Here is a 12,688-nt window from a genome sequence, read left to right as displayed (position 1 = left end):
AAGGATGCTTTCGTGCGCAGGACCATGCCCGTCGGGCGTCACGGTCGCCCGCTGACCGCCCTGTCGGCCGGGCGACGTGCCCGCCGTCCGCTGACCGCCCTGCTCGTCGCCGTCACGCTGCTCTTCGGCGTCGGCGCCGTGCCGGCGTACGCGGAGCCCAACGAGGGCGGCACCAAGAAGCTCCGGGACGCCCTGGAAGCCACCGCCAAGGCGCACATCGAGGCCAAGGGGAAGCTGGAGAACTCCAAGGTCCGGCAGAAGCAGCTGGCCGGGCAGCTGGGCGCCGTGGAGGTCCGGCTGGTCGAGCTGACCGCGCAGGTCGGCGAGGTGGCCGCCCAGTCCTACCGGCTGGGCCGGCTGACGCCCACGTCGATGCTGCTCAACAGCGCCTCCCCCGAGGCGTTCCTGGACCGGGCGGCCAGCCTCGACCTGATGGCCCAGCGCGACAGCAGGCGGCTGCGCAGCCTGATCGAGGCGCGGGAGCAGGCGCGGCAGGCCAAGATCGCCATCGACACCGAGGTCCGGGAGCAGCAGAAGCAGCTCGCCGTCATGGCGAAGAAGAAGAAGGAGGCCGAGGCGGCGCTCGCGGAGGTCAGCTCGGGCAGCAGCGGCGGCTTCAGCGGCGGCAGCTCCTCCTCGGCGAAGCCGGCCCCCCGCAACTCGGACGGGTCCTGGCCGTCGGAGTCCTGCTCGGTGAACGACCCGACCACCTCCGGCTGCATCACCGCGCGCACGCTCAACGCCCTCAAGCAGACCCAGGCCGCGGGCTACAAGCGGCACGTCTCCTGCTACCGCAGCGGCGGCTCGGGCGAGCACCCCAAGGGCCGGGCCTGCGACTTCTCGGCCGCCACGGGCGGGTTCGAGGACAAGACCGCCACCGGCGGGGACAAGTCGTACGGGGACAGCCTCGCCGCCTGGCACGTGCGCAACGCCAGCCGGCTGGGCGTGCTCTACGTGATCTGGTACCGGCAGATCTGGCACCCCGGCACCGGCTGGCGGGCGTACGGCGGCAGCGGCAGCCCCGCCGCCGACCACACGAACCATGTTCATCTCTCGATGTACTGACCCGGGGGCCCAGTTTTCCTGCGTACCATCGCGCGGGTGAGCTCCCCATCCTCCGACGTCACGGTCCCGCCCGCCGCTCCGGCGGCCTCGACCGCCCGGGCCCTGCCCAACGGCCTCGCCGCGTTCCTGGTCTTCTTCTCCAGCGGCGCCGTCCTGGTGCTGGAGACCGCCGCGCTGCGGCTGGTCGGGCCGTACGTCGGGGTGACCCTCCAGGTGACCAGCTCGGTCATCGGCATCGCCCTGGCCGCCATCGCCTACGGCGCGTGGACGGGCGGCTGGCTGGCCGACCGGCGCAACCCGAGGGCGATGCTGGCCCCGGCGCTGGTGCTGGCCGGCATCGCCACGGCCGTCACCCTGCCCGTCGTCCGGTACGCCGGCGAGGTGCTGCGCGGCGGGGCGGCCTCGGCCATCCTGCTGCTCGTCGCGCTCGCCGTCTTCGTGCCGGCGGCCCTGCTCGCCGCCGTCACCCCGCTTGTCGTCAAGCTCCAGCTCGCCGACCTGCGGCGCACCGGCCAGGTGGTCGGCCGGCTCTCCAGCGTAGGCACGCTGGGCGCGGTCACGGCCACCCTGGTCACCGGTTTCGTGCTGGTGGCCGCGCTGCCCAGCACGGTCATCCTGTTCGCCCTCGCGGCCTCGCTCGGGCTCACCGGGCTCGGCCTCGGGGTGTGGCTGCGCCGCCAGGACCGCGCGGAGCTGCCCGGCCCCGCCCGCGCCAAGGCCGCCCTGGCGGTGCTCGGTCTCGTCGGCGCCGGGCTGACCACCGTCGCCCCGAACCCGTGCGACATCGAGACCGCCTACCACTGCGCCAGCGTGGAGGTCGATCCCGCCCGGGACTCCGGCCGCACCCTACTGCTCAACTCGGCCCAGCACTCGTACGTGGACCTCGCCGACCCGACCCACCTGGAGTACGCGTACACCCGGTGGATCGGGGCGGTGGCCGACGTGGTCGCCCCGAAGGGTCAGCGGCTCGACGCGCTGCACCTGGGCGGCGGCGGGTTCACCGTGCCCCGCTACCTGACCGCCACCCGTCCGGGCACCGACAACGTCGTGTTCGAGATCGACGGCGGGCTGGTCGAGCTGGGCGAGCGCCAGCTCGGCGTACGCCAGGGGCCCGACCTGCGGGCGGTCGTGGGTGACGCCCGGCTGCTCGTCGCGGGGGAGGGCACCGACAGCCGCGACCTCGTGGTCGGCGACGCGTTCGGGCACCTGGTGGTGCCCTGGCACCTCGCCACCCGGGAGATGGCCGCCGAGGTCCGCCGGGTGACCCGCCCCGGCGGCGTCTACGTGCAGAACGTCATCGACTACCCGCCGCTGCGCTTCATCCGCAGCGAGCTGGCCACCGTCGCCGCCGAGTTCCGGCACGTCGCCCTGATCGCCCCGGCGGCGGCGCTCGCCGGTCAGGAGGGCTCGAACTTCCTCATCGTCGCCTCCGACGCCCCGCTGCCGCTGGAGGCGGTCCGCGCCCGGCTGGCCGAGCTGCGGGAGGACGCCAGCCTGCTGGCGGGTGCCGACCTCACCGCGTTCGTCGGCGAGGCGCTGGTGCTGACCGACGACTACGCGCCCGTGGACCAGCTCCTCGCCACCGCCTGAACGGGTGAATCGCTGACCGATTCCGACCCTTCAGGTGTAGCCGGGTCGGTCCGGGGCAACAACGACCCTCATGGGTGGACCGATCCGGGACGGCGCACAACTGCTGGGCGAACGGTACCGGCTGATCGAGCAGCTGGGGGCGGGCGGCATGTCCGTCGTCTGGCGCGGCTACGACGAGGTGCTGGGCCGGCAGGTGGCGGTCAAGGTGCTCGCGTCGCGGCTGGCCGCCGACCGCGCGTTCCGGCACCGCATCCGGATCGAGGCGCAGGCCGCGGCCCGGCTGTGCCACCCCAACATCACCAACGTGTACGACTACGGCGAGTCGGAGCAGGTCGGCCTGACCGTGCCGTACGTCGTCATGGAGCTGGTCGACGGGGAGTCGCTGACCGGCCGGCTGCGCCGGGGCAGTCTCCCCTGGCGGGAGGCGGTGACGATCGGCGCGGAGGTCACCTCGGCGCTGGCCACCGCGCACGCCCGAGGCGTGGTGCACCGCGACGTCACCCCGGGCAACGTCATGCTGACCGGCACCGGCGTGAAGGTGGTCGACTTCGGCATCTCCGCGCTGGTGGGGGAGAAGGAGAAGGGGCCGGACGGCGCACTGCTCGGCACCCCCGCGTACCTCGCCCCGGAGCGGCTCGACAACGGCCAGGTCTCCCCGGCCACCGACGTGTACGCGGTCGGCCTGCTGCTCTACCGGATGCTCACCGGCCGGCTGCCGTGGCAGGCGAGCACCACCACGCAGATGCTGCGCGCCCACATGTACAACGAGCCGGAGCCGATGCCGCCGGTGCCGGGACTGCCCGACGAGGTGCGCGAGCTCGTGAGCCGCTGCCTGGCCAAGCGCCCGGGCGACCGGCCCGCCACCGCCGAGGTCGCGCGTACGCTCGCCGAGGCCGCCGGCATGATCGCCCCGGTGCCGGTCTCCCCCGCATCGGGGCCCGTGGACGAGGCCGCGCTGGCCGCCGCCGGCACCACGATCCTGCCCTGGTCCGCCGCGACCGACGCGCTGCCGTTCTCCCGTACGCGCAACCGGCGCGCGGCGACCCGGCGCCGGCGGATCGAGGCGGGGGTGGCCGCCGCCGGGCTGGTGGCGGTGACCGCGGCGCTGTGGGGGGTGACCTCGCACAGCCCCGCCAGCGGCGGCATCGACCAGCCGACGGAGGCGCGGATGGGGGCGGAGACGCCGCCGCCCTGCCGGGTCACGTACGCGCTGCGCACGGACTCCGGCAAGGACTTCGCCGCCGAGCTGACCCTGACCAACACCGGCATGCGGGAGTTGCGCGACTGGCGGCTGAGCTTCACCTTCCCCAGCCAGCAGACCGTGACGAAGGCGACCCCCGTCCCGGTGCGCCAGCAGGGGCGCACGGTGCTCGTGGAGGCGGCTCCGGAGCGGGCCGCGCTGGCCCCCGGCGCGTCCGAGAAACTCACGCTGACCGGCCGCCACGGCGGGGCCAACCCGCTGCCGCTGGAGTTCCGCCTCGGTGACGAGGCCTGCGGGGCGCAGGTCTCCGGGGTGGCCGGCGCGGCGCCCAGCGTGGCACCCACCAAGGCGCCGGCCAAGGCACCGGTCAAGGCGCCCACCGTCAAGGCCCCGCCGAAGAAGTCCGGCACATCGGCCGGGAACTCCGGCGGGTCCAAGGCCAAGTCCGACAACTCCGGCAAGGGCAAGGGCAAGGCGGGCGGTGGAAAAAAAGTAAGTCAGGAAACGGAAAGGGAAAGGGACACGGAAAGGGACGATGACGACGACTGAGCCCGCCGGGGTCAGCTGAACTCCGAGAACCGTTGCACCTGCTCGATGTCCCCCTCGACGATCAGCATGCTGCCCGGGGCGATCACGGTGGCGTCGGTGGCGTACCGGAAGCGTTCCCCGGGCAGCTTCACGCCCACCACGCGTACGCCGTAGCGCCCGGTGGGCGTCAGTTCCGAGAGCGGCCGGCCGAGCATCGCCTCCGGGGCGCACACCTTGGCGATGGCGAAGTCGTCGCCGAACTCGATGAAGTCGAGCATCCTGCTGACGATGAGGTGGGCCAGCCGCTCCCCGGTCTCCGCCTCGGGAAAGATCACGTGGTGCGCGCCGACCGAGTTCAGGATCTTGGCGTGCTTCGTCGAGGTGGCCCGCGCCCAGATCTGCGGTACGCCCAGCTCGACCAGCGCCAGCACCGTCAGCACGCTCGCCTCCAACGAGGCGCCGATGGCGACCACCGCCCGGCCGAAGTCCGCCACGCCGAGTTGGCGCAGCGACCCCTCCTCGGTGGAGTCGGCCTGCACGACGCGGTCGAGCTGCGCCGACCACCGCTGCACCTGCTCCGGGTTGCGGTCGATGGCCAGCACCTCGTGGTTCATCGCGGCCAGTGCGCCGGACAGGTGACACCCGAACCGGCCCAGTCCGATCACCACGACACTGCCCTCGTCCGTCCTCCTAGCCGACAACGGGTTGCTCCTCCGGGTAGCGGTACAGCCGCCGGCGGGTGTTCAGGGCGAGCGCCGACCCGAGGGTCAGCGGCCCGATCCGGCCGACGAACATGAGGATGATCAGGGCGAGCTGGCCGTTCTCCGGCAGCGACGCGGCGATCCCGACGCTGAGTCCGGTGGTGGTGAGCGCCGACGTGACCTCGAACAGCGCCGCGTGGAAGGGGACTCCCTCGGTGATGAAGATCAGCAGCACCGTGCCGCAGGCCAACAGCGCGACGCTGAGCAGGGCGACGGTGATGGCCTGCCGCTGGCTGGCGGTGGCCACCCGGCGTTTCCCGACCGTCACGTCCGGCTCTCCCCGCAGTTCCGCCCACATCACGAAGGCGAGCAGGAAGAAGGTCGCCACCTTGATCCCGCCGGCCGTGCTCGCGCTGCCGCCGCCGATGAACATCAGCGCGATGAAGAGGGGATAGCTCTCCTCCTCCAGGCCGTCCACGTCCAGGACGTTGAAACCGCCGGTGCGGATGTACGAGTTCTGGGCGAACGCCACCAGGAGCTTGTCCGGCCAGGTGTAGATGCCCAGGGTGCGCGGGTTGGCCCACTCGATGGTCAGCAGGGCGGTGAAGCCCACCACCAGCAGTGTCAGGCTGCCCCAGACGGTCAGCTTGGTGGCGACCGCCCACCGGGTCGGGTGCCGCCACTCCCGCGCCGCCTCGAAGAGCGCCGGGAAGCCCAGCCCGCCGATGATCGTGCCGAAGGCCAGCGGCAGGGTGACCCAGGCGTCGGTGGAGAAGGCGACCAGGCTGTCGGTGTAGAGGGCGAACCCGCCGTTGTTGAAGGCCTGGACGGCGTGGAAGACGCTGCCCCAGAGGGCCCGGCCGAACGGGTAGTCGTAGGTGATCCACAGCCGGGCGGTCAGGATCGCGGTGATGACCGCCTCGCAGGCCAGCGCGAGGCCGGCGATGTGCAGCAGCAGCCGGCGTACGTCGCCGATGCCGAACTCGGCGGTCTCGGCCTGCACCAGCAGCCGGCTGCGCAGCCCCAGCCGCCGGGCCACCACGAGGATCACCAGGGTCGCACCGGTCACGATGCCGAGGCCGCCGACCTGGGTGAGCACGGTGATCATCACGAGCCCGAACCCGTTCCAGTAGTTCGGGGTGTCCACCACCGCCATTCCGGTCACCGAGACCGCCGAGGTGGCGGTGAAGAGGGCGGTCAGGAACGGGGTGTGCCGGTACTCGCTGGTGGCCCAGGGCAGCATCAGCAGTCCGGTGCCGACCAGGATCGTCACCAGGAAGCCGAGCGGCACGAGCCGTACGGGGTGACGAAGAAGCCGGCGCACCAGACAATCTTCCTTTTCCGGCGCGATCCGGGTGTGCAAACCGGCATCCCGACCGAGCCCAAACCACGCCCCGCCACCCGCCCTGCCGCCATCCGCCCCGCCGGGTCCTTCCTGTGCGAGGCTGTCGAGCTGATGTCGTAGACGATTCAGGCGCGCCGGGCTGCGCAGCCGCTGTCGAGCTGCCCCATCCATGGGGGCGGCGGCCCACGCCGGACGAGGCCGTCCACCAGGCCGGTGACCAGCGGGATGCGCCGCCGTCCTCGGCCAACGTCAGCCAGACCAGCCGGGGCGGCCCCCTTCACGGCACCTGCCGGACCCCCAGCCTGCTTCGCGCCGTCCGCCCGGCACACCCCGCAACACCTCGCCCCGCACCCCGTCGCGCCCCGCCCGGCCAAACCCTGCCGCACCCGGCACGGCCCGCCCCGCCGAACCCCGCCGCACCCGCCGCGACCCGGCGCGCGGCGCTGCGCTCGCCGCATCCCGGAGATCTTGGTGGGAATCGGCCCCTCTGGGGGCGTCTTCGTACCAAGATCTCCCGAACGCCGTCCGGGTGCGGCCGGACGGGAGGTCTGACGGGCGGCCGGGGCAGCCCGGCGGGGTTCGGCCGGCGAGGGTCGGGCAGCGGGGTTCGCTGGCGGGGGGTTCGGTCGGCGGAGGGCGGGAGGAATACGGCATTCGGTGGGTATCGGTGGCGCGGAGCGACACAGCATCACTTCCGTCGATGGGGCGGGCGCCCATCGCGGACGGGTGGGGTCGTCACCGTGTCGTGCTCGTTGTAACCCCCGACCACCCCACCCCTGTTACTTGTGTGTTTCGGCCACATAGCCCGTGGGTGACGTCACTTCTAGCGTGAGCCGTCATATGAGTTCCCTACCTCCGAGTCCTCACGTGGAGTCGCAATGACGGTCCGGACGACGCGGCGGGTGTTCCTCTCCGCCGCCACGATGATGGCCGCGGCGCTCGCCGCCACGGCCTGTGGCAGCCCGCAGGACACCGCCTCCGGTGGCGGCGACAGCGCCGCCCCGGTGAAGGTTGGCCTGGTCTACTCCCAGTCGGGAGCCCTCGCCAGCTACGGCAAGCAGTACATCGAGGGATTCAAGGCCGGCCTCGACTTCGCCACCAAGGGCACCAACAAGGTGGGCGACCGGGCCGTCGAGGTCACCGAGGTCGACGACGCGGGTGACCCGGCGAAGGCGGTCTCCGCGGCCAAGGACCTGATCGGCAAGGGCAACAAGATCATCGCGGGCTCGACGGCTTCCGGCGTGGCCCTCCAGGTGGCCCCGATCGCCGCGCAGAACAAGGTCCTCTTCATCTCCGGGCCCGCCGCCACCGACGCGGTGACCGGCGCCAACAAGTACACGTTCCGCTCCGGGCGGCAGTCGTACCAGGACGTGGTGACCGCCAAGTCGTTCATCGGCGACCCGGCCGGCAAGAAGGTCGTGGTGTTCGCCCAGGACGGCGCCTTCGGCGACGCCAACGAGGCGGCCGTGAAGGCCGTCATCGGCGGCGCGGGCGCGGCCGTCAGCAGCGTCCGGGCGCCGGCCAGCGCCACCGAGTTCACCCCGTTCGCCAGCCAGATCAAGTCCGCCAAGCCGGACCTGCTCTTCGTCGCCTGGGCCGGCACCACCGCCCCCGCGATGTGGCAGACGCTCGACCAGCAGGGCGTGCTCTCCTCCACCACGGTCGTCACGGGCCTGGACATCCGCGCCTCGTGGCCGACCTTCGGCGCCGCCGGCAGCAAGATCTCCTTCCTGTCGCACTACTTCGACGGGGCCTCCGACAACGAGGCCGTGAAGGCGCTGAAGGCCAAGGTCGGCACCGTCGACCTGTTCCACCCGGACGGCTTCGCCGCCGCGCAGATGGTCGTACGGGCCATCGAGGAGGGCGGCGACGACGTCGAGAAGATGGTGAAGGCGCTGGAGGGCTGGAGCTTCGACGGGGTCAAGGGCAAGATGACCATCCGGGCCGAGGACCACGCGCTGCTGCAGCCGATGTTCCAAGCCAAGCTGTCCGGCAGCGGCACCGCGTTCACGGCCACCGCCCAGAAGGCGCTGACCGGGGACGAGTCCGCGCCGCCGGCCGTGGCGATGAAGGGCTGACACCAGATGCTCGCCACCCGCGGTCTGACCTGGCGGATCGGTGAGGTCGCCATCGTCGACAGCGTCTACCTCGACCTGGCGCCCGGGGAGTTCCTCGGCGTCATCGGGCCCAACGGCGCCGGCAAGACCTCACTGTTCAACCTGATCACCGGCGTACGCCGGGCCACGGAAGGACGGATCACCCTCGACGGGCAGGACATCGGCTCCCTGCCGCCGCACAAGCGGGCCCGTCTCGGCCTCGGCCGTACCTTCCAGGCAAGCTCGGTCTTCGGCTCGCTCAGCGTGCGGGAGAACGTCCGGCTCGCCGTTCAGGCGCACCGCGGGGGCTCGATGAAGCTGTGGCGGCGGGCGGCGGCCGACCGGGAGGTCGCCGCCGCCGCCGACGCGGCGCTCGACCGGGTCGGCCTCGCCCACCGGGGTACGGCGCTGGCCGGCACCCTCGCCCACGGCGAGAAGCGGAAGCTGGAGATCGCCCTGCTGCTCGCCGGGGAGCCCCGGGTCATGCTGCTCGACGAGCCGATGGCCGGGGTCAGCGCCGAGGACGTACCTGAGCTGGTCTCGGTGATCCGCTCGCTCACCGGCGACAGCGGCCGGTCGGTGCTGATGGTCGAGCACCACATGGACGTCATCCTGGAACTGGCCGACCGGATCGCCGTGATGCACCACGGCGCGCTGCTGGCCTGCGACACCCCGGAGACGGTGATGGCCAACCCCACCGTGCAAGAGGCCTACCTGGGGGAGTCGCTCTAGTGGAACCCATTCTCAGTGTGGAGAACCTGTCGGTCCGCATCGCCGGGCTGCACATCCTCCAGGGGGTGTCCTTCACGGTCGCCCCGACCGGCGTCACCGTCCTGCTCGGGCGCAACGGCGTGGGCAAGACGACCACGCTGCGTGCCATCGTCGGCCTCACCCCGCCCGCCGGCGAGGTGCGCGGCACCGTCCGGATGGGCGCGCAGAGCCTGCTGGCCCGGCCCACCCACCGGCTGGTCCGCGGCGGGCTGGGCTACGTGCCGGAGGACCGGTGCGTCTTCGCCGGGCTCACCGTCGCGGAGAACCTCCGGCTCGCCGAGCGGCGGGGCAGCATCCCGGCGTACGACAAGGTGTTCGCGCTCTTCCCGGAGCTGGACCGGCGCGGACGGCAACGGGCCGGCTCGCTCTCCGGCGGGCAGCAGCAGATGCTCGCGATCGGCCGGGTGCTGCTCAACGACAACCGGCTGCTGCTGGTCGACGAGCCGACCAAGGGGCTCGCGCCGAAGGTGGTGACCGAGGTGGCCGAGGTGCTGGAACGGGTCGCGGAATCCGTGCCGGTGCTGCTGGTCGAGCAGAACCTGGCCGTGGTCCGGCGGCTCGCCCGGGACGCGGTCGTGCTGGCCGCAGGCCAGGTCGCCTGGACCGGCGACGCGCAGGAACTGCTGCTGGAGACCGCCCTGACCAAGTCGCTGCTGGGCGTCGGCTCGGCGGAGGGACACCACCCCGCCGGTACGCCGGCCGCCGCGCGGAAGGACCAGCACTGATGGACACCGTCATCCTGTTGACGCTGACCGGGCTCGGCCTGGCGGCGCTCTACTTCCTGGTCGCCAGCGGGCTCTCCCTGGTCTTCGGCCTGGCCGACGTGCTCAACTTCGCGCACGGCGTCTTCCTCGGCGTCGGCGCGTACGGGACCTGGTGGGCGGCGCACAACCTGCCCGGCGCAGGGTCGGACGGCTTCGGCTTCGTGGTCGCGGTCATCTTCGGGGTGGCCGCCGGCACGCTGGTGGCGGTGCTCGTCGAGCTGGTGCTGATCCGGCCGCTCTACTCCCGCACCATCGAGCAGGTGCTGGTCACCGTCGGCCTCTCGCTGGCCGGCGTGGCGCTGCTCCAGGCGACCTGGGGCGCGGACGCCCGGCCCTTCCCGCGCCCCGAGTGGACCCGGCAGGTCACCGGAATCCTCGGCGCCAACGTGCCCAACGGCGGCCTGCTGCTGATCATCGCCGCGGTGCTGGTGCTCGGCGCGATCCTGGCCTTCCTCCGCTGGACCCGCTACGGCCTGATCATCCGGGCCGGGGTGGAGAACCGGGAGATGGTCACGGCGCTCGGCATCGACGTGCGCAAGGCGTTCACCCTGGTCTTCGCCATCGGCGGGGCGGCGGCGGCGCTGGCCGGCGCGCTCGGCGGCGTCTACTTCGGCACCGTCTCGCCCGGCCAGGGCGGCTCGCTGCTGATCTTCGCGTTCATCGTGGTGGTCATCGGCGGGATGGGCTCGGTGATCGGGTCCGCGTACGCGGCCGTCGCCGTCGGCCTGACCCAACAGTTCGTCAACTACTACGGCACCTCTGGGCTGGGCGACATCTGCGTGGTCGCGCTGCTGGCCGTGGTGCTGCTGCTGCGCCCGCAGGGCATCGCCGGAAAGGTGGCAACGGCATGACCGAGGTCAAGAGCCCCGAGGTTCCGGCACCGCCGGCCGCCGTGCCCGACGAGCTGACGTCGGGGCGCCGACGGTGGCACGGGCTGCGCCCGTACCTGCCGCTGGTCGCGCTGGTGGTCGCGCTGATCCTGCCGTACTCGACGCTGCACCTGCCGGGGATCTTCGAGGGGGCGCTGAACTCCCCGGGCACCCTGCAACTGCTCGCCGTCTGCCTGGTCTTCGGCGGCCTGGCCGCCGGGTACGACCTGCTCTTCGGGCGGACCGGGATGCTCTCCTTCGGGCACGCCCTCTACTTCGCCGCCGGCGTCTACGGCACCGACATTCTGGTCACCAAGGCGGGGCTGCCGCTGTGGCAGGCGGGGCTGCTCGCGATCATCGGTGGGACGATCCTCGCCGCGCTGCTCGGGGCGGTGGCGCTGCGTACCGTCGGCATCGCGTTCGCCATGGTGACGCTCGCCTTCGCCCAGGTCGGGGCGATCCTGGTGGCCCGCGACTTCGGCGGGCTCACCGGCGGCGAGGAGGGGCTGCCGCTGGACGTCTCCGGGCTGCCCGAGGGGCTGGTCGGGGTCACCAACACCGTCAACCTCTACTGGCTGGCGCTGGCGTACCTGGTCGTGGTGGTCTTCGTGGTGCACCGGGTCTCCGGCTCGCCGACCGGGCGGGTGCTCGCCGGCCTGCGCGACGACGAGCGGCGGATCGGGGTGCTCGGGCTCGACCCGTACCGGTTCAAGCTGGTGGCGTTCACCCTGGCCGGCGGCCTGGCGGCGGCCGGTGGCGCGGTCTACGTCCTGATCGTCGGCGGCGCCTCGCCGCACATCACCTCCTCCGAGTGGACCCTGGCGCTGCTGGTCATGGTGGTGCTCGGCGGGCCGGGCACCCGGTGGGGCCCGGTGATCGGCGGGATCCTCTACATGTACCTGGACCACCGGCTGGTCGCGTTCGGCACGTCCGACGCGGTGGAGGCCCTGCCGGCGTTCCTGAGCAACCCGCTGTCGCAGCCGCTCTTCGTGCTCGGCACGGTCTTCATCCTGGCCGTCTACTTCTTCCCCGGCGGCCTGGCCAGCCTCGCCCCGCGCCTGGCACTCCTGAAGCACTCCCTGCGCACCCCGTCCCGCCGCTCCTGACGGCGCGGGCCCAGGCCCCGCCGATGACGTAGCTGCCGCCGCCCGGCGACGGCTCGTCATCGGCGGGGCCTGCGCGTGGCCGGGGACCGACGGCCCGCGGGCGTCGATCGAGTACCGACCGCTGTGGGCGGGGCGCGCCTCCGGACCCGTTCAGGCGGGAGGCTTCGGCGGTGCGAGGTTGCGGAACCGCTCGTGCGCCGACTGCCGGCTGATGCCGAGCGCGTTGCCGATCTCGGCCCAGGAGAGCCCGGCCTCCCGCGCCGACACGACGGCGCGTTCGATCAGCGGCCGCTGCCAGCGTTCGACCTCGGCGAGGATGCCGAGCGCCTGCAACGGCCACGTCGTGGCCAGCTCGGCGACGTTGTCGCGGAGGGTGTCGGAACGGCCCATCAGCCAACCGGGCGGTGTGGCGGCCAGGATCGGCCTGATGTGTCCGCCCCACTCGGAGGCGGCCATCCAGCGGCCCTCCTCGGCGGCCGGGTAGTCGCTGGCGCCGACCCAGCCGCAACTGCACCCGGCCCGGTAGCCGACGGTCGTCGCGGGCGCTGCGGCGTCGGTACTCAGCGTCCCGTCCGGCAACCGGAACCCGATGAGGTCCGCGTGCCCCGGCACCACTTCCTCCGCCATCCCGCAAGCATATGCTTGTCAGGGT

The 12,688-nt window shown here is 72.6% G+C and carries 11 protein-coding genes; 8 read left to right on the top strand and 3 right to left on the bottom strand.

Annotated features, from left to right (window positions below; all coding sequences use genetic code 11):
• Positions 1-24 precede the first annotated feature (24 nt).
• From ABZ573_RS22325 to ABZ573_RS22315, 3 genes are all read left to right on the top strand, one after another.
• Positions 25-1,065 carry a hypothetical protein gene (locus ABZ573_RS22325; protein WP_358120739.1) on the top strand — a complete coding sequence of 347 codons (1,041 nt, stop codon included), beginning with the start codon at positions 25-27 and terminating at the stop codon, positions 1,063-1,065.
• Positions 1,066-1,101: 36 nt separating this feature from the next.
• On the top strand, positions 1,102-2,655 hold the full coding sequence (locus ABZ573_RS22320) for a fused MFS/spermidine synthase (RefSeq protein WP_358120600.1): 1,554 nt from the start codon (positions 1,102-1,104) through the stop codon (positions 2,653-2,655).
• A gap of 70 nt (positions 2,656-2,725) precedes the next feature.
• Positions 2,726-4,405: a protein kinase gene (locus tag ABZ573_RS22315; RefSeq protein ID WP_358120597.1), complete on the top strand. Its 1,680-nt coding sequence runs from the start codon at positions 2,726-2,728 to the stop codon at positions 4,403-4,405.
• Between the two features lie 11 nt (positions 4,406-4,416).
• Here ABZ573_RS22315 and ABZ573_RS22310 read toward each other — a convergent pair whose 3' ends face one another.
• Positions 4,417-5,085 (bottom strand): TrkA family potassium uptake protein, encoded by a 669-nt coding sequence (locus ABZ573_RS22310; protein ID WP_151456484.1) that lies wholly within the window; start codon positions 5,083-5,085, stop codon positions 4,417-4,419.
• Positions 5,075-6,409 (bottom strand): potassium transporter TrkG, encoded by a 1,335-nt coding sequence (locus ABZ573_RS22305; protein ID WP_151456485.1) that lies wholly within the window; start codon positions 6,407-6,409, stop codon positions 5,075-5,077. The genes ABZ573_RS22310 and ABZ573_RS22305 overlap by 11 nt, the downstream gene beginning before the upstream one ends.
• Positions 6,410-7,308: 899 nt before the next feature.
• On the opposite strand from ABZ573_RS22305, the gene ABZ573_RS22300 reads away from it, so the two are divergent.
• From ABZ573_RS22300 to ABZ573_RS22280, 5 genes are read left to right on the top strand one after another with little or no spacing between them, the layout of a single operon-like run.
• A complete protein-coding gene (locus tag ABZ573_RS22300; RefSeq protein WP_132230839.1) occupies positions 7,309-8,508 on the top strand; it encodes a substrate-binding domain-containing protein in 1,200 nt (399 codons plus the stop codon).
• Positions 8,509-8,514: 6 nt separating this feature from the next.
• Positions 8,515-9,258, top strand: coding sequence for an ABC transporter ATP-binding protein (locus ABZ573_RS22295; RefSeq protein WP_151456742.1), 744 nt, complete (start codon positions 8,515-8,517; stop codon positions 9,256-9,258).
• On the top strand, positions 9,258-10,022 hold the full coding sequence (locus tag ABZ573_RS22290; protein WP_358120592.1) for an ABC transporter ATP-binding protein: 765 nt from the start codon (positions 9,258-9,260) through the stop codon (positions 10,020-10,022). The genes ABZ573_RS22295 and ABZ573_RS22290 overlap by 1 nt, the downstream gene beginning before the upstream one ends.
• Positions 10,022-10,912, top strand: a complete 891-nt coding sequence (locus ABZ573_RS22285) for a branched-chain amino acid ABC transporter permease (protein WP_151456744.1) — start codon at positions 10,022-10,024, stop codon at positions 10,910-10,912. The genes ABZ573_RS22290 and ABZ573_RS22285 overlap by 1 nt, the downstream gene beginning before the upstream one ends.
• A complete protein-coding gene (locus ABZ573_RS22280) occupies positions 10,909-12,036 on the top strand; it encodes a branched-chain amino acid ABC transporter permease (RefSeq protein ID WP_358120588.1) in 1,128 nt (375 codons plus the stop codon). Before ABZ573_RS22285 ends, ABZ573_RS22280 begins: the two co-directional genes overlap by 4 nt.
• A gap of 150 nt (positions 12,037-12,186) precedes the next feature.
• On the opposite strand, the gene ABZ573_RS22275 is transcribed toward ABZ573_RS22280, so the two are convergent.
• A complete protein-coding gene (locus ABZ573_RS22275) occupies positions 12,187-12,663 on the bottom strand; it encodes a hypothetical protein (protein ID WP_151456746.1) in 477 nt (158 codons plus the stop codon).
• Between the last annotated feature and the right edge of the window lie 25 nt (positions 12,664-12,688).

Origin of the sequence: Micromonospora sp. NPDC007220 (assembly GCF_040634035.1) — a bacterium.
GTDB classification, from domain to species: Bacteria; Actinomycetota; Actinomycetes; order Mycobacteriales; family Micromonosporaceae; genus Micromonospora; species Micromonospora reichwaldensis.
This window is presented reverse-complemented; position numbering and strand designations above follow the sequence as displayed.

Excerpts from the sequence above, each read along its gene's own strand:
- ABZ573_RS22325 (WP_358120739.1), top strand. The coding sequence starts at position 25 with ATGCCCGTCGGGCGTCACGGTCGCCCGCTGACCGCCCTGTCGGCCGGG.
- ABZ573_RS22315 (WP_358120597.1), top strand. The coding sequence starts at position 2,726 with ATGGGTGGACCGATCCGGGACGGCGCACAACTGCTGGGCGAACGGTAC.
- ABZ573_RS22300 (WP_132230839.1), top strand. The coding sequence starts at position 7,309 with ATGACGGTCCGGACGACGCGGCGGGTGTTCCTCTCCGCCGCCACGATG.
- ABZ573_RS22295 (WP_151456742.1), top strand. The coding sequence starts at position 8,515 with ATGCTCGCCACCCGCGGTCTGACCTGGCGGATCGGTGAGGTCGCCATC.
- ABZ573_RS22285 (WP_151456744.1), top strand. The coding sequence starts at position 10,022 with ATGGACACCGTCATCCTGTTGACGCTGACCGGGCTCGGCCTGGCGGCG.
- ABZ573_RS22280 (WP_358120588.1), top strand. The coding sequence starts at position 10,909 with ATGACCGAGGTCAAGAGCCCCGAGGTTCCGGCACCGCCGGCCGCCGTG.
- ABZ573_RS22275 (WP_151456746.1), bottom strand. The coding sequence starts at position 12,663 with ATGGCGGAGGAAGTGGTGCCGGGGCACGCGGACCTCATCGGGTTCCGG.